Below are 26,933 nucleotides of genomic sequence, written 5' to 3'. Positions count from 1 at the left end.
GAGGGGGGGTACATACGTGAGAAGGCTGCGGCTTGGGTTCGTTATTTTGATTGTCACCATGGCATCAATCTTTACGGGTACGCTTACGGCATTCGCCGTGCCTGCACTCGGCTACGTGATCGCTCCGGAAGGTTACCGCATTTCCGTCCCTCTCGGCTATTCTGTGGATCGGGTACTGACCGGAGATTACGAAAACGGTATGTTGAAAAATCCCGAGGATCTGTTCATCGACTCCCGGGATCAAGTGTACATAGCGGATACGGCCAACAACCGTGTTCTTAAAATGGATAAGTTCGGGAAAATACTGAAGGTTTTCGGTACGAAGGAAGACAAGCTGAATTTGATGGAGCCCCGAGGAATCTTTGTGGAGGATGACGGCGATATATACATCGCCGATACTGGAAATAACCGTATAGTTCATCTCAGCCCGGAAGGGCAGATGATCGAAAAATTCGTCGCTCCCAAATCGGATCTAATCGATAAAGATTTTCCGTTCATGCCGACAAAGCTGGTACTGGACCGCAGCGGCAACATGTATGTCACGAGCGGCAACGATTATCACGGCCTTTTGGTCATCGACGGACAAAATCAGTTTCAAGGCTATATCGCTCCGAACAAATTGAAGTTTAACCTGAAGGACTACATTCTTCGCAAATATGCGACCAAAGAGCAACGGGAAGCTTTAGGTAAAGTTGTACCTCCGAATCACCGCAACGTGACGATCGATCTCAACAGCGGATATCTATATACCGCAATTGAAAACACGACCATCGATGAAATCAAACGGTTTAACTTTTTGGGCATCAATACCTATCCGGCCGATAAGCACTATGGAGAATTCACGAATCGCAGGGGCATTATCACATCTCCTAATGTGGTTGACGTGTCGGTAGATAAGGACGGAATAATCACCACCGTGGATTCCAATCAGCGAAAAGTTTATCAATACGACCAGGAGGGCAACAACCTGCTCGTTTTCGGAGGCAACGGAGATCAGACGGGATTCTTCCAGGAACCGGTTAGCGTAGCTAACGATTCGGAAGGTTTGCTCTACGTGTTGGATCGGGCACGCGGAGAAGTTCAGGTGTTTCGAGCCAACCATTTTGCGTCTCTCGTGCACAAAGGAAGCCGGCTTTACTACGACGGACGTTACGAAGAAGCGCTTCAGCCGTGGAGAGAAGTCGTCAACATCGACTCCAACTATATTTTCGCGCATCGCGGAATCGGTAAAGCCTTGTATAAGGAACAAAAATGGAAGGACGCCATGGCTGAATTCCGCTTAGGGGAAGACATGGGCAGTTATTCAAACGCCTTTCGGGAATATCGGCACGAAACTCTCCGCCATCAGTTCGGTTGGATTGCGTTAATCATAGCGGTCATGGGTGCCGCACTCTATTATTCGATTGTAGCCTTGACCGCATACTCAAGAAAGGTGCTGGCGTCGCCGGCCGGGTCGGGAAATCCGTCCATTCAAAACGCGATTCTTACCATATTCGCGCCTCGGGAAGCCTTTTATCGAATTCAGTCCGCTCCCCGGTATATGCCGGTCATCGTTCTCGTACTGGGCATGTTGGCCGCAAGATTTTTTCACATTTACTTCACGAGTTTCCATTTTAATCTCACGCGGCCTGAATTCGCCGATTTCTATTATGAAGTGGCACAGCTAATCGTACCGTTCTTCTTGTTTACAGCCTCAGCCTGGATGATAACCTCGATTATGGACGGAGAGTCGAAGTTCAAGCAGATTTTGGCCGCTTGCTCCTATGGGGTGATCATTCCATATATCATCGGAACGGTTGCTCAAGCGCTGATGAGCCACGTGTTGTCGCGCGACGAACTGTCGATTTACAACGGGATCTCGACGGTGACGTATTGTTGGATGGGATTATGCGTATTTTTCCTCATCATGACGATGAACGATTACACTGTAGGCAAAACCATTTGGGTTATCGTGATTTCGATTTTAACCGCCATCGCTCTGCTGCTTGTCGGTATCTTGTTCTATATCCTCATGCAGCACGTGATCGACTTCTTTAAAGAAGTATTTTTGGAAGTTTACATTAGTGGATTTTAAAGGGGGGAGACGAACAGATGCTGCGACGATGGCTGCGAATCATTTCCTGGGTCCTTGTAATCGGGTTTTGTGCGTTTTTCATCTACAAGGCAGAACATTTTCAGATCGCTCGAAACGCGCTGGGTGACGGCAAAGAGCCGGATCCTCAGCCTGTGGCAAAGGAAATTGTCGATAAACTGAGCAATTTGGCTGGTTATGCCAAAGTGTCCGAGAATGACCGGCTCTCGCTGTATTTCGAACCTGTGACCTCCTCCATTGCAGTAAGCGACAAAACGACCGGAGCGACTTGGATGTCAGCTTCGAATATTACCGATGAAGCACTCGGCGGAAGTGAGCTGCTCAAAAACAGCGTAAGGGCTCCCTTAAATCTGACTTATGCCGATATTTCGCGGCCGGTTCAAGATCCTTTGTACACCAACTCAATTACGCTTCCTCCGAAAATCTCCAAAGAGGACATCGACAAAGGCATCCGCGTTCACTACGACTTCGACAAGCTGGGAATCAGCTTTGCCATCGAGTATACAATTGAAGCGGACCGGCTGGAGGTTTACATTCCGGCTGCGGACATTAAGGAAAAAACAAGCAATCTGCTCGTTTCCATCGAAATATTACCCAACCTAGGATCGGGGACGGACAAGGACAAGGGCTACATGTTTTACCCCGACGGAAGCGGGGCCATCTCCTACTTCAAGGAAACACACCCGCAGTATAAAGATAGATATTCCGCCACCGTTTACGGCTCAGAAGATGTGCTCAAGAGAACAAGCCAGCGGGTCGAAAATGCATATCTGCCGGTTTTTGGGGCCAATAAAAACGGCAACGGCTTTGTCGCTTATGTGACTCAGGGAGAGTTCGAGTCCAAAATCAACTATTACCCCAGCGGATACACCGTCAATTTAAACCGGGTGTCCGGAGAATTCTTTTACCGGCGTTTCTATGACGCAGCAATTCGCAGAGGTGAATTCTCGCAGCGCGTCGAGAAGGACTTGATGCCTGTCGACCACCGTCTGCGTTACGTATTTCTGCCGAAGGATCACTCGGACTATTCCGAGATGGCTAAAGCCTATCGTTCCTACTTGATCGAGTCCGGCAAATTGCAAAAGCGAATCGCCGACGGCGGTAAGGAGATTCCGGCGGCAATCAATCTGTTCATGGGAATCCGGGAAGACAATGTTCTAAGTAAACAATTTTTGAAAATCACTACCTTCGAACAGGCTAAAAAATTTTTGCAGGAATTAAACACAGCCGGAGTTAACGCCATGAGCGTTGTTCTGGAAGGGTGGATGAAAGACGGCTTAGGAGATTTTCCCGACAGCGACCAAGTTTCCAGCGAGCTGGGAGGAAGGGCTAAGCTCACTGATCTGACGAAATACGCAAAAGATCATCAGATCGATATATTCTTAGACTTTAATAACGTCGACGCATTCGACCGCAATTTGGGCTTCCGTAAAAATATCGACGTTATGAAATCGCCCAGTAAATTGGCCCTCGAAGATTACTACGGTTTCTGGTATCTGTTGAATGCGGAGCGGGCCTGGACGAAATTCATGGGTTCTCAAGCCAAAACGTTAGCCGGTTACGACGCCTCAGGCATCAGCTTTGCAGAGATGGGTAGCATTGCGCTCGCGGACTATAATGAGTATCATCCATTCACCCGCGAAGGTACCGTTCAAAAATGGCTGGAAATGATGAAATACTCCCGCGAGCAGAACGGCAAAGTAGCCGTATACGGCGGCAATTCATATGTACTCGGAACAGCGGACCGGCTGATGGACATTCCGCTTCACGACACCGGTTACGTGTATTCGGATGAAGCCGTTCCATTTTACCAAATGGTCGTTCACGGATATATCCCGTACAGTGGAGATCTTCCGATGAATTCCCACTATGATTCGCGCGAATTGTTCCTAAAATGGGTCGAATACGGCAGTATGCCGTATTACGAACTAACTTATGCCAAACCGGAGGAGTTTCGTTACACCTTCTACAGCGATACGTTGTTCAGCTCAAGTTTCGACCAATGGTCGCCCTTCCTCATTCAGCAGTATAAGGAACTCAATAAAAAGCTGGGACACACGTGGTCGCAAGAAATCGAAAGTCACCGGATCATCACCCGAGACGTGTATGAAACGACTTATGGGGACGGAACCAAGGTCATCGTCAATTATAGTTCCTTGCCTTACAAGAGCACTGGTGTAGAGGTCCAGCCCAAGGACTATATCGTCTTGAAACAGGAGGGATGAAACATGAAGATCGGACTTGAGAAAAGGAAAGTAATCAGCGGTTATGTGTTTATCCTTCCGTGGATGCTGGGGTTTCTCGCCTTTCTTGTTTATCCGTTGGTCATGTCGTTCTATATGGGCTTCCGTAAAATGACCAGCGTATCCGGAATGGAAATGGAGTATATCGGCTGGGAAAACTTCTCTCGGGCTGTCTTGAAAGACATATACTTTATTCCATTGTTTTACGATGCCATTCGTAACGCTTTCGTCGAAATCCCGCTCATCCTCGTGTTTTCCTTTTTTATGGCCATGCTGCTGAACCATGAGGTATTCGGGCGAGCCTTTTTCCGCGGAGCGTTTTTCCTTCCCGTCGTCATCGGTTCCGGATTCGTAATGGAGCAGCTGCTGGGGCAGGGGGTCGGGGCATTGCAGACGGTGGCCGCCGATCCCAGTGTGGTGAATACCGGAGTCACCAACGGTCTGCAAATCCCTGATGTTATCGCCAGATACTTGTCGCCCGAGATGTATGGGAATTTAACCGATATTTTAGGTAGACTCACGATTATGTTCTGGAAAACCGGCATTCAGATTCTGCTGTTTTTAGCCGGCTTGCAAGGCATCTCCGAATCGTTGTATGAATCGGCAAAGTGTGACGGCGCGACGCCATGGGAAATGTTCTGGAAGATTACGTTCCCGCTCATGACACCGGTTCTGCTGCTAAACGCCATTTTCACACTGGTAGATTCCTTCACCGATATTCGAAACCAAGTCATCCTGTATATCAAACAGGTCGCTTTCACGAACATCGAGATGGGATATGCATCGGCGCTCGGCTGGATCTATTTCGTCTTCGTCTTTATCTTGGTTGTGCTGATCTTTGCGTTCACTCGCAAACGGGTCGTTTACACGGGAATGTAATGGGGGTGCAGCTATGCAGACTGCTGTAAAAAAATTGTCGGTGAAATGGAACAACAACCCTGTGGTCGTAAAACTCAAACATTGGCAGGCCGGGTACCGCTTGTACCGGATGTTCATCTACTTGTTCCTGATCGGGCTGGCATTCGTGTTTTTGTATCCGTTCCTTTTCATGATCACGACGTCTTTCAAGTCGGTGAACGATCTCGTCAATCCGACCGTGCACTGGGTACCCAAAGAATTTAACGTGAAAAGCTATTTTAACGCATACGCTCTGCTGCACTATTTACCCTACTTTAGGAACACGGTACTGATGACTGTATTATCGGTACTGGGTCAGGTGTTATCCTGCGCATTCGTAGGTTACGGTTTTGCAAGATACAAATTCCCTGGCCGCGAAATTTTCTTTGGGTTGGCGATGTTCACGATGATTGTGCCGCCCCAGACGATCATCATACCGATGTTCATCGAATATAAGAATTTGGGCTGGATCAATACGTACCTTCCGATGATCGTGCCCAGCTTCTTTGCGCACGGTTTGCGCGGAGCCTTGTTCGTCTTTATATTCCGACAGTTCTTCCGCGGGCTGCCAGTGGAATTGGAAGACGCCGCAAGGGTGGATGGCTGCGGAGCTTTCAAAACCTTCTTCCGCATCGTGGTCCCTGTAGTCACGCCTCCTTTGCTGGTCACGACGATCTTGTCAACGGTGTGGCACTGGAACGATTTTTACGAACCGGTTATTTTCATCGTGGACCGGGTGAAATTCACCTTGCCGATGATGCTGCCGCTTCTCGGAGAGTCCATGAATAAAGCGACGGGCGGTACCGTGACATCCAATATCGATCAATCTACGATTATGGCCGCTTGTATGCTGGTCGTCCTGCCGATCGTCATCATGTATCTGGAAGTGCAAAGGTACTTCATGAAGAGCATCGAGCGTTCGGGAATCGTGGGGTAAGCGATTTTAATAACTCGATTACAGCAGGCTGCCACAGACAAATTTGGCAGCCTGCTGCTTTCAGGGAGGATGAGTCGGATGAAACGCGTTTTATTATTGGGAGATTCCATACGCATGGGGTACGAGCCGCTTGTGCGGCAAGGATTAGAGGGACTGGCGGAGGTGGTCGCGCCGGAGGAAAACGGGAGATTCGCCAAGCACACGTTGTGGGGAGTGAATCTCTGGATGCGGGACTTGGGCAAGCCGGACATCATTCACTGGAACAACGGCTTGTGGGATCTGCATCATGAGGCGCCTATGGTGGAGGCGCTGACCTCGCTTGACGAGTATATCGGTCAAATGAAACGCATTTTGAATGAGCTGCAGCGCACGGGAGCCAACATTATCTTCGCGACGACGACGCCGATTCCTCCGGATGGCGTGGGGAGAAGCAACGCGGAGATCGATTTGTACAATGCGGCCGTTGTGGAGGTCATGGATGCCAACGGCGTAGAAGTGAACGACTTGAACCGCTTGGTGAAAGAGGATTTGGCCGGTAACATTTGCGAGGACAAATTACATTTGACGGAGTTAGGCAATCAGAGGTGCGCGGCACAGGTGATCGAGAAGATCAAAAAGTATTTGTGAGGGATGACTATGAACAGAAAGGCGTTAGGGGTCGCCGCTTTTTTCGTCATCATGATGATTCTGCTTACGGGGTGTGTCCCGGGGAACGGGACGCACACGGAAGCAGATCCCGCCGGCTTTTTTTGGGGAATTTGGCATGGCTGGATCGCTCCGATCTCGTTGATCATCGGGTTCTTCAAGCACAATGTCAGAGTGTACGAGGTGCATAACTCCGGCTGGTGGTATGATTTTGGGTTTTACCTCGCCGTCGTGAGCGGATTCGGCGGATTGTCGTTCACTCGCAGAAGATACGTCAAGCATGGAACTGAGTAGAACCGAAACAGAAAAAGCACTTGAATTGCTCTGACAGCCTTTACCGGTGTCCATCCCAAGTGACTTTGGCTTTTGACCAATAGAAGGGCTGCTGTCCTGTGTCGACAGCAGCCCCTTTTGTATTACTTGTTTACCGGCACCGTAAATTGCGCTTCCGGAACCCATTGCTTTCGGTAGAAGTCCCGGCCCTTGATTTTGACTTTGTCCTTATAAACCTCTACGTACAGACCTTCGCTGTCATCGGGCCCGGCGAGCATTTCGCCGCCGTTGCCGTCATCTGTCCAGGGCTGCACCACGGAGGAGGAGTTCACCATCGTGAACTTGTCATGAACGAGTGTAAGCGGCAGTTTTAACTCCCAGTGCGTATGACCGGAGAAGAAAATGACCTGCGGGTATCCGGACAGGATCGATTTCAATTCCTCATGCTGAATGACCGCCCTGTTGTTCGTACAGCAGAAGGAGGTACCGGATACGGTATAAGGGATCGGCTGATGCAGGAATACGAAAATCGGCTTGCCGTCTTCCGCTCCTTTTTTAAGTGTTTCTTTCAACCAATTCAATTGCTCCTCGGACAAGTACGCATCCTCGAGATTGTTCCAGTCGGATTGCCGATAGTACTCAGATCCCAGGAAAATAAAATGATACCCTTTTACGAACTGATCGTAGTAGACCTTCTTTTCTCCCGCAAACTGCAGGAAGCGATTGATCGAATCTTGCTCTGTTTCGCCGTTTGGAAACGTGTCGGAATTCCACCAGCCGTCGGCGTCGTGCCAGGCTTTGTAGTACTCATGGTTGCCCATTGTATAAAACATTTTCTTGGGATGAGGGTTCGTGTTCAACAACTCCGTGAGCTTGGCATAGTCAGCCGGCATCCCGTCACCCAGGTCGCCGTTGATGACCATCGTATCCGGGTTTGGATTGATGGAGTACAGGTCATTTAAGGCGTTCATAAATTTCATTTGTGACGTGTCATACCACCACTGCACGTGGATGTCGCTGATCACCGGGAACGTCAAGAGCGGCGTCTCGGATTTCGTGCTGTTACTGCCGTTGGATTCAGACGCGGTGTGCTTGCTTTCATGGTATCCTTTTGCGGCGGCACCCGGATTTTCGAGCGCTTTACTTCCGCCGGTGGGGCCGTGTTCTTGCTTCGGACCTGCGGATACCGGGAGGATCGATAGTGTGATCATGGTGACGGCTAATACGGTGGACCATAACAATTTCCTCACATTAACTCACTCCTCACTTTCGGTTTTTATCCCAATATTTACCTTAAATGGACAACCTCGCACTGTCAAGACAAAATGGAATATTTATTTAAAATTCAAAAATATAGTGGAGTAAAGTTTACAATAGAAAGAAGCCTACTTCATAAAAAAAGCAATTTTGTTTTTAAATGAAGTGTTGAGGCGAGTATCTTATGAAAAAAATAACCATAAAATAATGTCGAAAAGGAATAATTCTTTATTCCTATGGAAATAAACGACTTTCCATACTAATATGAAAGCGAATTTACAAAGTAGGGTGTATTCCCAAAACTATAATTTTTACTGAAAGGAGTTCATTCATGATGAAGCGATGGCTGCTCTTCGGATTGTGTTTTATTAGCGCACTCCTCACAATGCCATTTGGGATCTCGAAAGCCGCGGCTGCTCCGGTGAATTCGGAAGGCAGCTTTATCCAACCTTATGTGGCATACAGTTGGAGCGTTGAGGATTGGAAGCAGGAGCTGGTGGCGTTAAAAGAAGTGGGCAATAAGCTGCTTATCCTTCAGTGGACTGCAGATACGCGAAGCAAACAGACGATTTATCCGACGTCCATTCCGGGACTTTCGCAAGAAGCCAATTACGAAGGAGACCCGGTAGAAAAGTTGTTGACGGCGGCCGACGCATTGGGTATGCAGGTGTGGCTCGGAACCAACGTCAACGACGATTGGTACATATACCACGCGCTAAATAAGCCTTGGTTGGACGAATTGTTCGGCTACAGCGAACAAATGGTTCGTGAATTGTGGAGCAACTACCATCAACACCCGTCCCTCACGGGTTTCTACTTCCCGAACGAAATGGAGAATTGCAGCTATCAGGACGATACGTCAATCGCAAACTTAACTGCAAAGTACGCTTCCATGGCCAACCTTGTGCACGAGCAAACGGGCAAGACGATCTCGCTTGCGCCGGCCATTTGGAACGAGCGCAACTGCGGACAAACGTTCGAACAAAACAGTACGGCTTGGACCAAAACGTGGGACGGGATTTTGGGCGGAGCGAATATCGATTACCTGATTCCCCAGGATGGTTTGGGCGGCGGTTATCACAGCGTTGCCGAAGTAGTTGACTGGTTTCGGTTAACCAAAGAAGTGGTGGACCGGCATCCCGCCGCACGATTGTGGGTGGATGTGGAGACGTTCCATACTGTGATTTCCGATCCGTGGAAGGCTGAATCGATGGTAACGAAAGATTTGGTTGATCATATGACACTGCTAAAGCCTTACGTAGATCGCATCATTACATTTTCTTACGATCATTATCAGGCGCCTAAACTGACGAAGACCTCTATTTTTCATGATGCGTATAAACACTATTACACGACCGGGCAAGTGGACACTTCCAGTCCGGACGTACCTTATGCGTTAAAGTCGAAAGTCAGAGGAACGGATAAATTAACGCTCTCCTGGCACGGTTCTTCGGATGTGTTCTATTATGTCATCTATCGTGACGGGCAGGCAGTCGGCAGATCGTATACGACGAAATTCCAAGATAACGGTCTGAAGCCAGCCGCAACGTATTCTTATCAAGTGGAAGCATACAGCGCTTCAGGCTATCCGTCCGAGTTGTCTAAGGCAGAGCAGGTGACCACGGCTGCCGCCGCTGTCAATCTTGCGCTGAATAAGCCGTACACGAGCTCGTTGCCGACCCATCCCGCTTACCCGGACACAGACGGTCAAGAGATGACCAATGGCAAGTTCGGAGCCGGCTACTTTTGGGATCAGGAATGGCAGGGCCGGAACACGGAGGGAACACCGCTCGTATTTTCGTACACTGTGGACTTGGGAGCCGTACAACGAATTGACGGCTTGTCGATTAATTTCTTCCAAGATCTCGGCTCCGCGATCAAGCTTCCCAAGTCAGTGGAGTACCAAGTCTCGAACGACAACATCAACTTCACTTCTCTAGGTTATTCGCCGTTCCGTCAATTGAATTTTGGCCCGACTCCTCCGGATTTGGCCCCGACTTCTTATGGCTTGCTGCCGGAGAAATCCGTCAAAGCCAGATTCGTGAAAGTAATCATCAATGCGGCCAATTATGCATGGACCTTTACGGATGAACTTCTGATAGAGCGATATACGGCCAACGGAGCTGCCGGTGAGGACAGTCAGCAGCAAGGTGCCGAAGCATCACGCGACACCGCCCGCGGTCTTTTCGATCGGCAGCCGGCGCATCACGCTCGCGATAACGGCTAGCATAACTTAAAAAAGAGCTATCCCTTATCCATGATGAAAGGGATAGCTCTTTTCCTCAGGCGCCTGCAGCGGCCGGTTGCTTTTTAACAAAGGGTTTCATAAGCGTGGTGTATAGGATATAAATGCCGTAACTTTGCAAGATGAGGAAAGCAGGCAATATGTCCAAGCGATATCGCGTCTGCACCTCAATCACAATATGTACAAGAGCATAGCCAAGCAGAAGCACGAGGAACAACAGATGCTCTTTCCTCTCACTTTTCACAAATAGGAAAACAAGGGAGATGAGCATAAAGAACGCCACTGAGGTGTACATCACTCTTTCCGTCTTGACGAGAAATGAACCCAAGTTTGGCTTGTTTATCTCATATAAGCTCCAAAATACGGAGGCGTCTTCAGATCCCCACATCATTTTAAACTTTTTGACAAACAAGCTGAGGACGGCGTTTTTATCTTGCAATCTCTCTTTAAATAATTTCAATTCTGCCTGGTTTCTTTCCTCGCCGAGTTTGTACTTGAGCGCGTAGTCGGTATCCTCCTGCGACCATCCGCCGACGGTCTGCTGGTTTAGGCCGACCATGAATTTCCAGTAAGGTTCTTGGCTTTTGAAAGGATACTCCGTGACACCGGAGTAAATGAAACTGTAACTGATGATTTGAGAAACGATGAAGTAAACGGCAACCGCTCCGATCGTGCGAGTCAGAATGGGGACTCTGCGGCTGTTCTCGGCTGGCAGCAGTTTAAACAGCAGCGCAAATACGACGAATCCGATGACGAAGAATGTGCCTAAGGGACGAATCATGTTTCCGATGGCAAAGAGTAAGCCAATCCAAGTCCATGAATACTTGGACGTAAACCCGTTTCGAACAACGAACAGACAGCCCAGCGCGAACAGAAAGGTAGACAAAAACTGGTTGGTGAGCACGGAACACATGATGATATTCGGGATGTATACGGCATAAAGCAGAGAAGCGATTCTGCCGCATGGCTCGTTAAACAGTTTAGAACCGGCAAAATAAATCACGATCGCCGTTCCGACGTTAAACAAAATATTGAATACTTTTAAAACCGCAAGGGACGCCCCGAATATTTTCGTGATCAGGGCTTCATACATGGTGAATCCAAGCAGATAAACCCAGCGTGAAAAATACTCGTTGCTCCCGAATGAGAGATCACCGCGGGCCGCGCTCAGCGCAGCGTTGCGCATATCCAGGAAATCGGATATCGGAGGAGTTTGAATGGACAGTATCCAGGCGAGCCGCAGACCGAAGCCGACCAGGACCAACAGGATGATGAATTGTACGGGTGACAGCCATCTTGTGATGAAGTAGGCGGCCGCTAAGATCAAGATCGTGGCTCCGAGCAAGATACCGGCCGTTTTCATGCTTGTTCCGATGAAGACAACGGAATTTTGAAAAGCATAAAAGAGCGTAAATACGAGGAATAAAATTCCGGCTGCGATCACCACTCTGGAAACGAAATTGCTGATCCGATAGCCTTTATGAATGCTTTCCACGCTTTTCACCACGTCCTCTTATATGTATTCGCTTTCATTATAAAGGGTAAGAAATATTATTCCAAGTATCACAAATATTTTAGAGTTAAAATCCATTTTTGAAACAGCAACGGGCACGGAAGGGAGGTGAGGCGGCGTAAAGCAGCGAGACCTCACTCGATGGTTTGAAATGAAATCAAAACGTGAAATGAGGGATAACTGTTGAAGAAGAGAATGTTGCTCAGTCTTGCGATGGCGGTAGGGTTATTCGGAGCGGGAACCGCTTTTGCGGCACAGGAGACGGTTCCGATCTCCTCGCTTCAGCCTGCCGTTCAGTTGGAGAAGCCGCAGCTTTACGGAGTGGGAGGCAAACTGATTTTCAGCGACTCGCCGGAGACGTTCGCCACGCCGGGCGGGCTGTATCGAGGCGTTGCCGATGGAGAGTTTCGTGTGTTTTGGCATCATCAAAACGCTTCCGACACCACCTTCGAAATCGGTGCCGCCATCACAAACACTTCCTCGCAAACAGTCCGTTTATACACCAAAGGCCGCGGAGTGGGCACTAATTACTACGTGGACGTTGCCGGTCAGGACGCGCTCGTCCAATTTTTAAACACGCAAAATACGAAAGTGCTGGTTGCGGAGCTTGCGCCGGGACAAAGCTACTATATCACGGCTCCTACGCCAAAAGACATTACGAACAGCGGGATCGTGCAATTCGTGGCGTCGGACAAAAGCGGCAAGCCGGCACAAGTAACGGTGACCACTCTGGCCTACGAATCGAAGCCCAAGAATCCCGAGAAAATCGCCATTCTTCCTTCGGACGATCACGGGAGGGGGACGTTTCCCCATTTCGACCGAATCGGGGTCATTCAGTATGATACGGCCCAAGGTAACGCTTATATATCGGTAGATGCCGCAGCGTACGGACCATGGCAAGACGATATGCCCGGCGAGTACGAGAACGGCTGGAGCGCAGTAGACAATGCTCCTGTTATCAACAACGGGAACTACGGCGTCATGTATCACTTTGCGGTGCATGTGACGAATAGCCACAGTGATCCGCGACAGGTCGGCGTGTATTTGAATCCGGCGGGCGGATACGGACATTTTGCGCTCTTGTGGAACAAGCAATTATTTCAATCCGATTATTTGAACTACGAGCAAGCGTGGCACATTACCGATTTCAAAGTGAATCCGCATGGCGGCTTGTACTCCTCCCAAATGAGCCTAACCGGCGGCTCCGCCGGTCCACAGGTCATCTATTTCACGAATCAACGCAGATAATCGGATTACTTACGAAAACGCCTCAGCTGACGGCTGGGGCGTTTTATTTTTGCATATCAAAAGTGCCGCCTTTCATAAAGGAATGAACTATCCGGGCTCAAGGTGTTTGGACTCCCTCACAGCTTGCCCAATTCCAGGGCATGCGGTGGCGGAGCTTTTTTGTTGCATACAAGAAATAACTGGATATGGGGGATGCTAGCCATAAGTTCATGTCAAACGCGTATTTAGGGAGGTACATGATGAATAGTCTGTTTGGACTGAGCCACAACGCTACGCTGATCGTCTGGACGCTGGTGTGTATCGTGCTCCTCGTCCTTTTGATCGCCCGATACCGGTGGAATGCCTTTGTCGCGCTGTTATTGGCGGCATTGCTGCTCGGACTGCTTACCGGCATGCAGCCGCCGGACGTTATCAAGGCCATCACCAGCGGTTTAGGCGGCACGTTAGGCACGATTGCCATCGTCATCGGGCTCGGCACCATACTGGGCAAAATGATGGCGGAGTCAGGCGGTGCGGAAAGGATCGCCACGACGCTTCTGGACCTGTTCGGAGAGAAACGGGTCCATTGGGCGATGATGCTCGTCGGTTTCATCGTGGGCATCCCCGTCTTCTTCGAGGTGGGGGTTATTCTGCTGATCCCGATCGTGTTCACGGTCGCACGGAAAACGAAAGTGCCGCTGCTGAAAATCGGCATCCCGGTATTGGCCGGCCTCTCCACCGTGCATGGTCTGGTGCCGCCGCATCCCGCGCCTATGATTGCCATCGACGCCTTCGGCGCGGATCTCGGAAGAACGATTCTGTATTCCCTCATCGTGGGGATTCCGACGGCCATTATCGCGGGACCGCTGTTCGGCAATTACATCGGCAAACGCATTAATGCGGAACCTCCGGCCGACTTGGAGAAGCAGTTCTCGACGAAGTCGGTCGACAATTTGCCCGGCTTCGGCATCACGCTGCTCACGATTCTGATGCCCGTCATCCTCATGCTGATCGGTTCCATCGCGACCATTCTGGATCCGGACGCAACCAGCGGGTTCACCAAATTCGCCGAATTCATCGGCCATGAAGTGATCGCGCTGTTAATCGCGGCAATATTTTCTTTCTTCTCTCTCGGCTATGCACGAGGGTTCAAGATGGAGCAAGTGTCCCGATTCGCCGGCGAGAGCTTGGCACCGACCGCCTCGATTATCCTGATCATCGGAGCAGGGGGATCGTTCAAGCAAGTATTGATCAACAGCGGTGTCGGCAAGGCGATCGGAGAAATGGCGACACAAGCCAATGTGAACATTATTTTGTTCGCCTGGTTCGCAGCCGCGGTGATTCGGGTGGCTACCGGTTCCGCTTCCGTGGCCATGACGACGGCCGCCGGCATCGTGACGCCCGTGCTTGCGCTCAATCCGGGCACCAATGTGGAACTGACCGTACTCGCAACCGGCGCCGGTTCGCTGGTCTTGTCGCATGTCAATGACGCCGGCTTCTGGATGGTGAAGGAGTTTTTCAACATGTCCGTCCCTCAGACTTTAAAATCTTGGACGATGATGGAAACGATTCTTTCCATCATGGCATTGATTTTTATCTTAATTCTGAGTACGGTAATGTAAGACAGGCATCCAACCAGAAAGAAGGTTTCGCTTTGAGCAAGACGATGTACATGATTGGTGTGGATATCGGCACCACCAGCACCAAAGCGGTGCTCTTCGAAGAGAACGGAAAAGTCGTGACCCAGGCCAGCCAAGGGTACCCCTTGCATACCCCGAACGCCTCCGTCGCGGAGCAGGACCCGGATCAGATTTTTCAGGCGGTTCTCTACAGCGTCCAAACGGTGATGAACCAAAGCCCGGCTTCGGCCGGGCAAGTTTTGTTCGTGTCGTTCAGCTCGGCCATGCACAGCGTCATCGCGGTCGACGCGGACGGGAAGCCTTTGACCGCTTGCATCACATGGGCGGACAACCGCAGCGCGGAGTGGTCGGATCGCTTGAAACGCGAGCTGGGAGGCCATGAAATCTACTTGCGGACCGGCACGCCCATTCATCCGATGTCACCGCTCACGAAGCTCATGTGGCTCCGGAACGACATGCCCGATGTGTTCCGGAAGGCGGCCAAGTTCGTCTCGATCAAGGAGTACGTTTTCGCCAAATTGTTCGGCCATTATGTCGTCGATTATTCGATTGCTTCTTGTACGGGGCTGTTCAACCTGGAGCAGCTGGACTGGGACGAGGAAGCTCTCCGCGTCGCGGGCGTATCGAGAGAACAGCTTTCCGATCTCGTGCCGACCACCCATCAAATGCAAGGACTGAACCCCGCGTATGCGGAGCAAATGGGGCTGCCGCAGCATACCCCGTTCGTGATCGGCGCCAGCGACGGCGTACTCTCGAACTTGGGTGTCGATGCCGTCGAACCCGGCGTCGTTGCAGCCACGATCGGCACGAGCGGTGCCATCCGCACCGTGGTGGACCGGCCGGTCACGGATCCGAAAGGCCGCATCTTCTGCTATGCATTAACCGAGCGGCATTGGGTGATCGGCGGTCCCATCAACAATGGCGGCATGCTGTTCCGCTGGGTGCGGGACGAATTGGCGGCGTCGGAGATCGACACGGCCAAGCGACTCGGCTTGGACGCTTACGACCTGCTCAATCAAATGGCGCAAAGAGTGCAGCCGGGTGCGGACGGACTGCTGTTCCACCCTTACATGACGGGGGAACGGGCGCCGCTGTGGAACGCCAATGCGCGGGGCTCCTTCTTCGGCTTAACGATGCACCACGGCAAAGAACATATGATTCGCGCCGTGCTCGAAGGGGTCATTTTCAACCTGTATTCGGTATTGCTGGCGATGGAAGAGAAGATCGGACGGCCGAAAAAAATTCACGCTACCGGCGGGTTCTCGCGTTCTCCGTTATGGCGGCAGATGATGGCGGATATTTTCGACCAGACGGTGGTCATTCCCGAAAGCTTCGAAAGCTCGTGTCTCGGAGCCGTCGTTCTTGGCCTGTACGCGACGGGCCGCGTCGATTCGCTGAACGTCGTCTCCGGCATGGTGGGCTCCACCCACGAACATAAGCCGATCAAAGAAAACGCGGCGATTTATCATGAGCTGCTGCCGATTTTCATCTCGGTCTCCCGCAAGCTGGAAGAAGAATACGAGGCGATCGCCCGCTTTCAGAAGAAGCATATTTAACGATGGCCTTCGGGATCAAAAGAGAAGAGCTTGAGGCGTGGAAGGAACAGGTGGAGAGAGGCGAGATTGCGTTTTTGACGCATTTTTGGCTTGAACCCCGTTTTCCCGGCATCAACACGGTCACCAAGGTCGGCTGCGCCGATCTTGACCGGTTGACCGATTGGTGTGTCGCCAATGGACTGAACCCGAAGTACATTCACCGGCGGCAGCCGTTTCCCCATTTTGATCTGATCGGTCCCAAGCAAAAAGAAATTCTCACCCGCGAGCGGCTGTGGGAGCAGATGCGCAAGTTCGGGATGATGGAATAAAACGGGTTGTCCTACAAGGTTCGCGAAGAGCCGAGGGACAACCCGTTTTCCTTTTCATGGTCAGTTTGTTCTGCTGCCCAAATGATCGTCGAGCCAGCCGGCCAATTGCCGAAAACCGTCCAGGGAGAAGGAGATGACCTGCTTCTCGTTGTTGTCGCCGTTCATCTCGACGAGCAGACTGTTCTCGCTTTCCGTGCAGATCACGGAATAGTGGACGGTACCTTCATTCGTTTCTTCCTGCCAGTTACACATCAATCTGCTGACGAAGCTCTTCATCTTCTCATTCCTCCTGATCGAATCAACGCTATTGGTTGTAGGCTCGTCAGCCGGTTCAACGGCCGCCGCCGTTTCCATTACGACTTCCGCCTCCGCCGCATCAACCTCACCATGAAGTGTAGTGGAGGGAACAAGGAACGGAACGGCGTATTTTTGAATGACCTCTTGCAGGCGCTTCGGATTGAACGGTTTCGACAAATAACCTTTGGCGCCCGCCTCGAGCGCCTCGAATATTTGCTCCTTCTGGTTGCTGGCCGAGCAGATGAGGACGACGGCCTCAGGGTTGATTTGCAAAATTTGTTTCAAGGCATCAATCCCGCTCAATTCCGGCATCGTCAAATCCATGATGACAACGTCCGGCCGCAGCTCTTCAAACAGCCTTACCGCATCTTTGCCGTTCGCCGCCTCTCCGGCTACTTCGTACCCGAATTGTTTCAAGCAATCGGAAGCCATTTTCCGCATGAAATTTGTATCGTCAACCACCAGAAACCGGTATGCCACTGTTGTTGCCTCCTTCGAAATGTGTGAAGGTGACGGATTTCATCACTTCATCCACTGTCGTGAGTCCTTCCCGTGCTTTGCCCAGACCATCGGACACCAAGCTTTTGCAGCCGTTCAATCTTGCGTGCCGCTCGATTTCCCGAATCGGCATCCGTTCGGCAATCCGTTCGCGCAAGGGGTTGTCGATCGTCAGCGATTCGTGAATCGCGATAAGGCCGTGATAACCGGTGTTGCCGCACACGCGGCAACCGATGCCCCTGGTGACCGCCGGTTTCCCGCTGACTTGGGCGGAGACGAATGAACGGAAATTGCCGATGACGCCTTTCGCGGACTGTTTCGATTCTTCGGACAGGAGAATCCCGTTTGCTTCGAAATGACGCAGTTCCTCTTCCGTCGCAGGTACGGCTTGCGCGCATTGCCGGCAGACCCGCCTGACCAGCCGCTGGGAAACGATCATTGAGAGAGAGGTGGCCAACAACTCCGTGTCCCGTACACATGCCATCAAGCGGCCAAGCGTCTCAAAAACTCCGTTTGCCGTAATCGTGGCGAGGGTGAGGGGTCCGAAGCGGGAAGCGAGCAGAGCATGTTCCGCGGTTTCCGCGTCGGCGATTTGGTCGATCAGGAGAGCGTCCGGCCGATGCCGCAGCGCCGCCCGGAGAGCGAACGACATGGTCAAACCGGAATGCTCGCAGATCTCCACTTGCATCATGTTGGGCATCGTACGCCCAATCGGATTTTCCAAAGAGATGATTTTTCGTCCTGTCTTTGCAATCTCCTGTGCGACGGAGTAAGCGAGCGACGTTCTGCCCGATCCTGGAGGTCCTGCAAAAAGCAACAGGCCCGACGGCTGCCGGATCGCCCTGTCTACCGATTCCCGATCGTTCTCGTTCAAATCCGACTCGGAGAACTGCAGCAGCGGAGTATACGGATCCGATAGCAACAAATATAAGCTCTCCCCGTACCGGGTCGGCAGCGTCGAGACGCGGACATCTACAGGTTTGTGGTCGACGTCGGTCTGAAAACGGCCGGATTGCGGCAGCGGCATGTTTTCCGTCCTCATGCCGGCCATTCGCTTGATCCGCGCGACCAGAGCGAGTTGTTTCGATTTATCGAGCGTGCGCTCATCCGGATGCGATTCAGTCGTCCGGTAACGGACCGACAGCCCGTGGCTTAGGGCTTCAAGACGAATGGCGGACGCTTGGCACTTCATGCCTTCTCTCAGAATGGCCGCTAACTCCTCGCGAGAATCGTCCTCTCCGTAATAGCGGACAAGCACTTCATCCATTTCGGAGCGGGCGGCGATCAGAGGTTGTACGCGGAGCCCCGTTACCATCTGGATCTCTTTGATCGCCTCCTGGTTCAGCGGGTCGATCATGGCCACCCGAAGTTTTCCGCCGTCTTTCCCGATCGGCAGCGTTCGGTGCTTAAGCGCGACCGAATCGGGTATAAGGTGCACGGCAGCCGGATCAAAGGCCGTTTCGGACAGCTTCACCACCGGCACACCGAGCTGAAACTCCAATACTTCGACCAGTTGTCCTTCGTTTATAAATCCTTTGGCGATCAGGATTTCCCCAAGTTTGGCGGGGTGGAGGCGCTGCTCCTCCAACGCTTCGTTCAGCTGTTCGTTGGAGATCCATCCGTTCATGATCAATAGTTCGCCTATACGCATAAGGTCCTCCTTTCGACGTTCCGGATGGGGGTGACCGCCTTTTCCGGACAGCAAAAAGCCAAGCTCCTGGAGCAACCCGGCTGTCATGCCATCATCCGTGCGATGGTTTAGATCCGCGGCTTTGCGTCCCCGGCTTTCGCTCGGGTTTGCCTTTGTTCTTGCGCTTGGCTAAGTAAATGAATCTTGTCGGCGTTGACACTATAATAAAAATTCTGCAAAATAGGACCAAAATCCTTCCGGGACAAGGTCGTCCGAATCTCCTGTTTTTCCAACATGCGACATGGTTCTATTGACGTCCCGGCTTCAAGTTCATTAGACCTAAAAAATAGGATCCGCCCTCGAGGCTTTCGTAGGTAAACGTACCTTCTCTCGACAATTGTTGTCGAACAATTCCGTTTCCTCTTGTATAATGGACAGGACAAGATCGGCATGGAGGGACATCAGCTTGGCACAGTTGTATTTTAAGTACGGTACGATGAACAGCGGGAAATCCTTCGAAATTATTAAGGTCGCTCATAACTATGAAGAGCAGGGCAAGCCGGTCATGATTTTTTCTCCCGCTGTCGATACGAGGGCCGGCGCCGAGCAGATCGGCTCGCGAGTGGGCATGACCCGTAAATCGATACCGGTGGACGAGCATACCAATTTGTATGAATTCGTGAAAGAGTACCGGCCGCAGTTCGAGCCGAAGCGAATTTATTGCATTCTGGTGGACGAAGCGCAGTTTTTGAAGAAGCATCATGTGCTGGAATTGACCCGGATCGTCGATGAGCTGGGCATTCCCGTCATGGCATTCGGACTGAAGAACGATTTCGCGAATCAATTGTTTGAAGGCAGCTATAATTTGCTGATTTATGCCGACAAAATCGAGGAAATCAAGACGATTTGCTGGTACTGCGACCGCAAAGCCACGATGGTCATCCGTTTCCGCGACGGCGTGCCGGTCAATGTCGGCGAGCAGATTCAAATCGGCGGCAACGAAGACTACAAGCCGGTGTGCCGCCGTTGTTACCACGACGCGTTCGGTCCCCAGCAAGCATAAAGTCGCGCAGGAAATGGAAAACTCCGGACAAGCGTCCGGAGTTTTCCTGTTTTTGTGGTTTTCCGGGTTCTAAAACGTTTAAAAAGATGTTAACATACAGGTAATATGGACATGACATTCATTTGACAAAAGGAAGGGTAAGTGTTGACCTCCATGTTATCGAAAATCAAGTGGCCTCAGCCTTTTTTTGTTTTAACCGTTATATTGCTTCTCAAAGTGATGCTGCTCCGGTATTTCATCTTCGAGGAAATCGCGTGGGGCAGATTGTTCTCGGATGCGGCTTCGCTCCTGTTCATTGTGTGTCTGTTCGAGCTCATCACGCCGGACAGGATGAAAAAGTATGTGTTCTGGTTTGTGGACCTAGTGGTTTCGCTGTTGTTTTTCTCCTCGACGCTGTACTTTCAATATTTCGGCACGGTTCCGACCTATACGGCGCTTAACGAGCTTAAGCAGGTAGCCGGCGTCAAAGACAGCGTGAAGGCCACCATCCAGTTCAGCAACTATGCGTTCTTCATTGATGTGGCGTTTGCAGCTCTGGTCTGGATCGTCGTCCGGATCGCACGGGTCCGTCTGCCGCAGCGCCGGCCGGCAAGCCGGGCTTGGAACCTCGGCATCGCCGCCGTGGCGCTCGTAGGGTTGGCCGCCTCCACGATGTTTATCCGGGAAGGTAAATCCATTCAGAATGAACTCGCCCAAGCGGAGGACGTCGGATTTTTCAATTTTCAAGTAGCCGCCGCGTTAAAGGCTAAGCAAACCGCCAACATCGATACGACGAAAGTCAGCCAGCAGATCGTGCAGCTGCAAAGCCAGGAACCGGATCTGAAAACGAACGCGGCTGCGCCGGTCGCCTTCGGCTCGGCGAAGGGCAAAAACTTGATCATTATCCAGATGGAAGCTTTCCAGAACTTCCCGATCCACTTGAAGGTGAACGGTCAAGTAATTACGCCGGTGTTGAATGCTTTGGCGGAAGAGGGATATTACTTCCCGCACTTTTTCCAGCAGATCGGACAAGGAAACACCTCCGACGCGGAGTTCATGTCCAATACGTCGATCTACCCGACGGCGAAAGTCGCCATGTCAACGGGATACAGCGACCGGGCGCTTCCAAGTTTGCCCAAGCTTCTGCAAAAGTACGGCTATCAAACGGCTACGTTCCACGTTAACAACATCACGTTCTGGGACCGGGACAAAATGTACCCTGCGCTCGGATTCAACAAGTGGTATGATAAGCCGTCTTTTAAAAATGATCATTTCAATGGCTTCGGCGCCTCGGACGAAGAGCTTTACCGGGTGGGTGTCAGCAAAATGCTGGAGTCGAAAAAGGCCAACAAGCCGTTTTACTTCCAGTTCGTCACGGCTTCCAGCCATCATCCGTTCAAGATTCCGGCCGACAAGCAGTGGCTGAAGCTGCCGGCTTCCATCAAAGGCACGCAGCTCGGCGATTATTTGCAAGCCGTCCATTATACGGATTACGCCGTCGGCCAATTGGTGAAGCAGCTGAAAGCGAACGGGCTGTACGACAACACGATGATCGTCTTTTACGGCGACCATTTCGGGCTTCAGCCGAAGGACAACCCGCCGGAGGACGTCAGCGCGAAGCTGGGCATAACGTATCACGAAAGAATTTCCCGGTTTAACATTCCGCTCATTATCCGTATGCCGGGAACGGCGCCTCACAAAGTCGTCAAGACGGTCGGCGGACAGGTGGACATTATGCCGACTGTCACCAATCTGCTGGGCATCTCGCTCCAAGACGAGAAGTACTCGGCCTTCGGACACGACTTGCTCAACACGGAGAAAAACCTCTTCGGCATGCGTTATTACTTGCCGACCGGTTCTTTCTTCAACAATGAAGTCATGTTCGTCCCCGGCAAAACGTTCGAAGACGGCGCTGCCGTATCGCTGGATACGTTGAAGCCGGTTACCGACATCTCTAAGTATAAGAGCGATTACGATTATGTGCTGAAGCTCATGCAGCTGTCGGATCAATATGTGGAGTCGCTGCCAGCGCGAAAATGAAGAAAAGCGTCCTCTCTTCCCGCCTGTGGCGGTGGAGAGGACGCTTTTTCGTTTAGTCGCCCAATGTGGCTTCGAAATGTTTCTGCAGCCTGCGGGTGACCGGACCCGGTTGGCCGTCGCCGACCCGTTGTCCATCGATCATGACGACCGGCATGACTTCGATCGTCGTGCCGGTTTGGAACACCTCTTCGGCGGCGCGCAGCTCATCAAGCGTAAATGTCCGCTCTTCTACAGGAATACCGGCGGCGGCCGCGAGCCGCAACGTCACCGCCCGGGTGACGCCGTGAAGGATCAGGTGATTGGCCGGATGGGTGATCAGACGTCCTTGCGAGACGATCATGACGTTCGAAGCGCTGCACTCGGTCACGACCTCGCCGCGATGAAGGATGGCGTCGTCCCCGCCGCGGTCGACCGCTTCTTGCTTCGCCAGGACGTTGGGCAGCAAGTTGAGCGTCTTGTAATCGCAATGCAGCCAGCGGATGTCATTCACAGTTACCGCACGGATTCCGGCTTCCATTTGCGCGAGCGGTCGTTTGAGCTCATTGCAGTAAGCCATGGTCACGGGAGCGCTGTCTTTTGGAAACAGGTGATTGCGGGGAGCGGTCCCCCGGGTGATCTGGATGTACACGGTTCCTTCTTGAAGGTTGTTGCGCCGGATCAGTTCGCGCAGCCGCTCGTGAAGCTCGTCCGCCGAATACGGCATCGGGATCCGTATGCCGGCTGCGCTCCGCTCGAGCCGCTCGAAATGAAGCTTCGGTTCATACAGCTTGCCGCCGTAAACGCGGAACATTTCGTACACTCCGTCTCCGAACAAGTATCCTCTGTCATCCGGCGAAACCCTGATTTCTTCTTTCGGCCAAAACTCTCCTTGAACCCAATAGATAGACATATAGAGTAACCCTCCTTATAATGAGGTGAAAAAACCGGAGCGGCAAAATGAACATTTTTCTTCATATTCTAACACATAACGTTCTCCCCTTAACCATCATGATCGCGATCGGCATCACGATGGGCAAAGTTTTTCGGCCCGATATTAAGACGTTATCGAAATTAAATTTTTATGTCTTTTCTCCGGCGATGATGTTCGAATTGCTGTTCCATACGGCCATTTCCCTCCAACTTTTCGGGCAGGTCATGCTATTCTTCTTCTTGTTCATGGCGTTACAATATGCCATGGTTGAAGCCGTGATCCGCATCCGCAAATATGAAGGCGGCATGAAAAACGCCATGCGGAACAGTGTGTTATTTTACAACAGTGCCAATTACGGCATCCCGATCAACCAACTGGCGTTTGCAGGCAACCCGATGTCGCTCGCCGTGCAGGTGCTGATCATGATGATGCAGAACTTGGTGCCGAACACGTACGGAATCTACAGCGTTAATGCGCACAAGGCGGATTGGCGGCAAATCCGGAGGATCATTTTGGGCATGCCGACCGTTTACGTCATTCCGGCCGCGCTGCTGCTGCGCAGGCTTCATGCGGAGATCCCGTCTTCGATTGAAACCCCGATCCGATACTTGTCCGACGCATTCATCGGAACAGCCCTGATCACGCTCGGCATTCAACTCGGCATCATGACCTGGAAAATCACCCGGTCGGCCGCCGTCGATGTCGGTTTGTCCACCGTTTTGCGTCTTGTGCTCGGACCGCTGATCGCCTGGCTGCTGGTGCTCTTGCTTGGCGTGGACGGCATCGTAGCTTCGGCGCTTATCGTCTCGTCCGCCGTGCCGACATCTCTGAGCAGCGTGCTGCTCGCCGTGGAATTCGACAACGAGCCCGAGTTCGCTTCTCAAACGGTGCTTCTGTCCACGGTATTGAGCATTTTGAGCGTGACAGCGGTTATTTCTTCTTTACACTTGTTGGGATAGAGGAAAGCCGCAGTGAAGGGAATGAAGTGCACCCTTCGTTGCGTCTTTGTCTTTACCCGTTAAACCAGCAAGGCCATCCATTCATCCCGGTCGACGGGACCGAAGTAGACGGTCAGATCGACGTCGGAAAGTGCAGCGGAAATCACTTCGTTGTCATAACGGACGCCGATGAGCCGGTCGGTCACATCCCGCACTTCGCCAGTTCCGAAAAAGTCTCCGTAGATCGCAGCTTCCCGGATGACGCCGTCGATGACGTTCAGTCTCACATCATAGGTGCCGGCGGAAAGCCGCTTCGTCTGCCTCACGTTGAAAGCGGGTGAGCGCCCGTAGTTCCAGTCCCAATTGCGGTACCGCTCGTCGGCAAGGCGCCGGACGGCATCCCAATCGGCTTCGGTCAACTCGTACCGCGGAATGTCGGTGCCGCCGAAAATCGATTCCAGAATGGCCTGCCTGAACTGCTCCATGGTCAAGGGCTGTTGCAAAAACTCGGAAATGTTGGCTACTCGGCTGCGTACCGATTTCGTCGCTTTCGATTCGAATTTGGCCGGATTCACGTTCAAGGCCGAAACGATGGAATCGACCTCCGAATCGAACAACAGCGTGCCGTGGCTGAACATCCGCCCTTTGGACGAGAACTGGGCGTTGCCGGATATTTTACGTTCCCCGACCTGCAGGTCGTTGCGCCCGGTCAGTTCGGCTTCCACGCCCAGCTTGCGGAGAGCAGCGACAACCGGCTCGGTGAACTTGCGGAAGTTATGGAATGACTTGCCGTCGTCACGGGTAATGAAACTGAAGTTCAAGTTGCCGAGGTCGTGATATACCGCGCCTCCACCCGACAATCTGCGCACGACATGGATGCCGCGTTCCCTGACATAGGACTCGTTCACTTCTTCGGCGGTGTTTTGATTTTTGCCGATGATGATGGAAGGCTCATTAATGTAAAAGAGCAGGTAATCGTCGCCGCCCGGCAAATTGCGCAGAGCGTATTCCTCCAGCGCCAAATTCAACGCGGGATCGTGGATGTTGCCGTTATCCAGAAACAGCAAGAGAAATCCTCCTCCGTGTGCTTGTTTGCTAACGTCATTGTATCGTTGAACGGGCTATTTCACAATTGTTCCGTTCGCGCTTGACTTTGCATAAGCTATCGTACTATTATTTATTTACGTAAAAAATAATTTTTATGGTGGTTAGCGGAATGGAGCATTTGGAACCGATTTTGCCCGTTTACCGTTTGGAGACCGCGGAACAAGCGCTGGCGCTGCTGAACCCGAAGCGTGCGGATATGCTGCGTCTGCTGGACGAACCGGCTTCCGCTTCCGAACTTGCGCGCCGGATCGGGGAACCTGCACAGAAGGTCAATTATCATCTGAAGAGTCTGGAGAAAGTGGGACTGGTCCGCCGAAGCGGCACAAGGCAGGTCAAAAACCTGGTCGAGGTTCTGTACCGGGCGGTTGCCCGCACGTATGTCATTCCGGATGCGTTCGGCTGGCCGGAGGAACTGCGATCAAGACTCAAGACGCAAGGGGCGCTTCGGCATTTGGTCTCGGCCGCCGAGCAGATTCGCAACGATGCGGTTCGTCTCATGGACGCCGCGGATGAGACGGCGGAAGTGCCGAGTGCGGCGATGGAGTTCGAGGTTGATTTGCCGGATGAAGCCGCGCGGGAAGCGTTCATTCGCGCATACACGGAAGCGGTGAAGCAGGTCGCCGGCAAATTTCGTGCCCCTCAAGGCTCCAAAGAACACGCGTTTCGGGTCATGGCGGTCATTTACCCTCAAATCGAGGCGGGAGGAACGGAACATGAGAGATGACGACAATCGGAAGCGGATCGTGCTGATTTGGGAGAAGAGCAAAGAGTCGAAGGAAGCGGAAGGAGAGGGGGAAGCGACGGTGGCGGCGACGCCTCTCGGAGATGCCGGTGCGCCGGTGCTGCGTGTCGTCTCCAGCGGCTTCGGACAGACGGTTCGCGCGGTACGGACCGGCGGACAGCCAACCGCCATGCTTCGCAGCGCGGCTTAATTTCTCATAAAGGAGCGATTCATCATGAGCGTAGTGCCGATCGTAGTCGAACAGACGAACAGGGGGGAGCGTTCCTATGATATTTACTCCCGCCTGCTGAAAGACCGGATTATTTTTCTCGGATCCGCCATCGACGACCAGGTCGCCAATTCCGTCATCGCGCAGATGTTGTTCCTGGCGGCTGAAGATCCGGAAAAGGACATTCATCTGTACATTAACAGCCCGGGTGGATCCACCACCGCGGGATTCGCGATCTTGGACACGATGCGGTTCATTAAACCGGACGTATCGACGATCTGCGTAGGGTTGGCCGCTTCGTACGGAGCCGTGCTGTTGGCCGCCGGCGCCGACGACAAACGTCTCGCGCTGCCGAATGCGGAAATCATGATCCACCAGCCGTGGGTCAGCGGGGGCATCCAAGGTCAGGCGTCGGACATCGTGATCCGCTCGAATCACATTTTGAAAACCCGGGACCGGCTTAACCGGTTTTTGGCGGAACGAAGCGGCCAGCCGGTCGAGAAGATCGAACGCGACACGGACCGCGATTATTTCATGTCGGCGGACGAAGCCGCAGCCTACGGCCTGATCGACAAGGTCGTTCAGGCGTAAGATTGTATGGGGCGCTTCTCTCGAAGCGCCTTTTGTGTTTGGTACGGTGAACCGTATCACAAGTAACGGCAAGTTTTTTCGGTAAATCATCATGAAT

23 protein-coding genes and 1 riboswitch are annotated in these 26,933 nt (G+C 52.1%); of the genes, 17 read left to right on the top strand and 6 right to left on the bottom strand.

All coding sequences use genetic code 11. The annotated features are described in order from the left end of the window. Positions 1-16 precede the first annotated feature (16 nt). From E5161_RS03920 to E5161_RS03895, 6 genes are all read left to right on the top strand, one after another. Positions 17-2,074 carry a tetratricopeptide repeat protein gene (locus E5161_RS03920; protein ID WP_136776341.1) on the top strand — a complete coding sequence of 686 codons (2,058 nt, stop codon included), beginning with the start codon at positions 17-19 and terminating at the stop codon, positions 2,072-2,074. 17 nt (positions 2,075-2,091) lie between these two features. Next, positions 2,092-4,317: a DUF5696 domain-containing protein gene (locus tag E5161_RS03915; protein WP_136776340.1), complete on the top strand. Its 2,226-nt coding sequence runs from the start codon at positions 2,092-2,094 to the stop codon at positions 4,315-4,317. A gap of 3 nt (positions 4,318-4,320) precedes the next feature. Beyond that, a complete protein-coding gene (locus tag E5161_RS03910) occupies positions 4,321-5,214 on the top strand; it encodes a carbohydrate ABC transporter permease (RefSeq protein WP_136776339.1) in 894 nt (297 codons plus the stop codon). A 13-nt stretch (positions 5,215-5,227) separates the two neighbouring features. Then, the gene (locus E5161_RS03905) at positions 5,228-6,169 is read left to right on the top strand and encodes a carbohydrate ABC transporter permease (protein WP_136776338.1); all 942 of its coding nucleotides are present in this window, start codon (positions 5,228-5,230) and stop codon (positions 6,167-6,169) included. A 78-nt stretch (positions 6,170-6,247) separates the two neighbouring features. Next, the gene (locus E5161_RS03900) at positions 6,248-6,796 is read left to right on the top strand and encodes an SGNH/GDSL hydrolase family protein (RefSeq protein ID WP_136776337.1); all 549 of its coding nucleotides are present in this window, start codon (positions 6,248-6,250) and stop codon (positions 6,794-6,796) included. A 9-nt stretch (positions 6,797-6,805) separates the two neighbouring features. Continuing rightward, positions 6,806-7,108 carry a hypothetical protein gene (locus E5161_RS03895; protein ID WP_136776336.1) on the top strand — a complete coding sequence of 101 codons (303 nt, stop codon included), beginning with the start codon at positions 6,806-6,808 and terminating at the stop codon, positions 7,106-7,108. A gap of 122 nt (positions 7,109-7,230) precedes the next feature. Here E5161_RS03895 and E5161_RS03890 read toward each other — a convergent pair whose 3' ends face one another. Next, the gene (locus tag E5161_RS03890) at positions 7,231-8,337 is read right to left on the bottom strand and encodes a metallophosphoesterase family protein (protein WP_246042084.1); all 1,107 of its coding nucleotides are present in this window, start codon (positions 8,335-8,337) and stop codon (positions 7,231-7,233) included. A gap of 338 nt (positions 8,338-8,675) precedes the next feature. On the opposite strand from E5161_RS03890, the gene E5161_RS03885 reads away from it, so the two are divergent. Beyond that, on the top strand, positions 8,676-10,571 hold the full coding sequence (locus E5161_RS03885) for a DUF4434 domain-containing protein (RefSeq protein WP_136776335.1): 1,896 nt from the start codon (positions 8,676-8,678) through the stop codon (positions 10,569-10,571). Between the two features lie 55 nt (positions 10,572-10,626). Here E5161_RS03885 and E5161_RS03880 read toward each other — a convergent pair whose 3' ends face one another. Then, the gene (locus E5161_RS03880) at positions 10,627-12,093 is read right to left on the bottom strand and encodes an ArnT family glycosyltransferase (RefSeq protein WP_136776334.1); all 1,467 of its coding nucleotides are present in this window, start codon (positions 12,091-12,093) and stop codon (positions 10,627-10,629) included. A 192-nt stretch (positions 12,094-12,285) separates the two neighbouring features. Here E5161_RS03880 and E5161_RS03875 point away from each other — a divergent pair, with 192 nt between their 5' ends. From E5161_RS03875 to E5161_RS03860, 4 genes are all read left to right on the top strand, one after another. Further along, on the top strand, positions 12,286-13,350 hold the full coding sequence (locus E5161_RS03875; protein ID WP_136776333.1) for a hypothetical protein: 1,065 nt from the start codon (positions 12,286-12,288) through the stop codon (positions 13,348-13,350). Between the two features lie 239 nt (positions 13,351-13,589). Further along, complete coding sequence (locus E5161_RS03870; protein WP_136776332.1) at positions 13,590-14,951, top strand: GntP family permease; 1,362 nt, start codon at positions 13,590-13,592, stop codon at positions 14,949-14,951. A gap of 32 nt (positions 14,952-14,983) precedes the next feature. Then, the gene (gene gntK / locus E5161_RS03865; RefSeq protein WP_211246675.1) at positions 14,984-16,525 is read left to right on the top strand and encodes a gluconokinase; all 1,542 of its coding nucleotides are present in this window, start codon (positions 14,984-14,986) and stop codon (positions 16,523-16,525) included. A 2-nt stretch (positions 16,526-16,527) separates the two neighbouring features. After that, positions 16,528-16,833, top strand: a complete 306-nt coding sequence (locus E5161_RS03860; protein ID WP_136776331.1) for a hypothetical protein — start codon at positions 16,528-16,530, stop codon at positions 16,831-16,833. Between the two features lie 60 nt (positions 16,834-16,893). Here the strand turns inward: E5161_RS03860 and E5161_RS21330 are convergent, their stop codons facing one another. Both E5161_RS21330 and E5161_RS03850 read right to left on the bottom strand, forming a co-directional pair. Continuing rightward, a complete protein-coding gene (locus tag E5161_RS21330; protein WP_136776330.1) occupies positions 16,894-17,610 on the bottom strand; it encodes a response regulator in 717 nt (238 codons plus the stop codon). Then, positions 17,585-19,279 carry a GspE/PulE family protein gene (locus E5161_RS03850; RefSeq protein WP_136776329.1) on the bottom strand — a complete coding sequence of 565 codons (1,695 nt, stop codon included), beginning with the start codon at positions 19,277-19,279 and terminating at the stop codon, positions 17,585-17,587. Before E5161_RS03850 ends, E5161_RS21330 begins: the two co-directional genes overlap by 26 nt. A gap of 67 nt (positions 19,280-19,346) precedes the next feature. Continuing rightward, positions 19,347-19,440, bottom strand: a riboswitch (cyclic di-GMP riboswitch). Between the two features lie 284 nt (positions 19,441-19,724). Between E5161_RS03850 and E5161_RS03845 the strand changes: the two genes are divergently transcribed. Next, entirely contained in the window at positions 19,725-20,321 is a 597-nt protein-coding gene (locus E5161_RS03845) for a thymidine kinase (RefSeq protein ID WP_136776328.1), read from the top strand. Positions 20,322-20,474: 153 nt separating this feature from the next. Continuing rightward, a complete protein-coding gene (locus E5161_RS03840; RefSeq protein ID WP_136776429.1) occupies positions 20,475-22,340 on the top strand; it encodes an LTA synthase family protein in 1,866 nt (621 codons plus the stop codon). A gap of 52 nt (positions 22,341-22,392) precedes the next feature. Here the strand turns inward: E5161_RS03840 and dat are convergent, their stop codons facing one another. Then, positions 22,393-23,229 (bottom strand): D-amino-acid transaminase, encoded by an 837-nt coding sequence (dat, locus tag E5161_RS03835; protein ID WP_136776327.1) that lies wholly within the window; start codon positions 23,227-23,229, stop codon positions 22,393-22,395. Between the two features lie 47 nt (positions 23,230-23,276). Here dat and E5161_RS03830 point away from each other — a divergent pair, with 47 nt between their 5' ends. After that, a complete protein-coding gene (locus tag E5161_RS03830) occupies positions 23,277-24,209 on the top strand; it encodes an AEC family transporter (protein WP_136776326.1) in 933 nt (310 codons plus the stop codon). Between the two features lie 59 nt (positions 24,210-24,268). Here E5161_RS03830 and lplA read toward each other — a convergent pair whose 3' ends face one another. Beyond that, entirely contained in the window at positions 24,269-25,255 is a 987-nt protein-coding gene (gene lplA / locus E5161_RS03825; RefSeq protein WP_136776325.1) for a lipoate--protein ligase, read from the bottom strand. A 149-nt stretch (positions 25,256-25,404) separates the two neighbouring features. Between lplA and E5161_RS03820 the strand changes: the two genes are divergently transcribed. The 3 genes from E5161_RS03820 to clpP are packed head-to-tail and all read left to right on the top strand — an operon-like array spanning position 25,405 to position 26,836. Next, positions 25,405-26,019, top strand: coding sequence for an ArsR/SmtB family transcription factor (locus E5161_RS03820; RefSeq protein ID WP_136776324.1), 615 nt, complete (start codon positions 25,405-25,407; stop codon positions 26,017-26,019). Then, positions 26,009-26,227: a hypothetical protein gene (locus E5161_RS03815; RefSeq protein ID WP_136776323.1), complete on the top strand. Its 219-nt coding sequence runs from the start codon at positions 26,009-26,011 to the stop codon at positions 26,225-26,227. Before E5161_RS03820 ends, E5161_RS03815 begins: the two co-directional genes overlap by 11 nt. Before the next feature lie 24 nt (positions 26,228-26,251). Then, on the top strand, positions 26,252-26,836 hold the full coding sequence (gene clpP / locus E5161_RS03810) for an ATP-dependent Clp endopeptidase proteolytic subunit ClpP (RefSeq protein WP_136776322.1): 585 nt from the start codon (positions 26,252-26,254) through the stop codon (positions 26,834-26,836). Positions 26,837-26,933 lie beyond the last annotated feature (97 nt).

This window comes from Cohnella pontilimi (assembly GCF_005049045.1).
Lineage (GTDB): Bacteria > Bacillota > Bacilli > Paenibacillales > Paenibacillaceae > Cohnella > Cohnella pontilimi.
The sequence above is the reverse complement of the archived record's forward strand: the minus strand, read 5'-3'. Positions and strand labels throughout refer to the sequence as shown.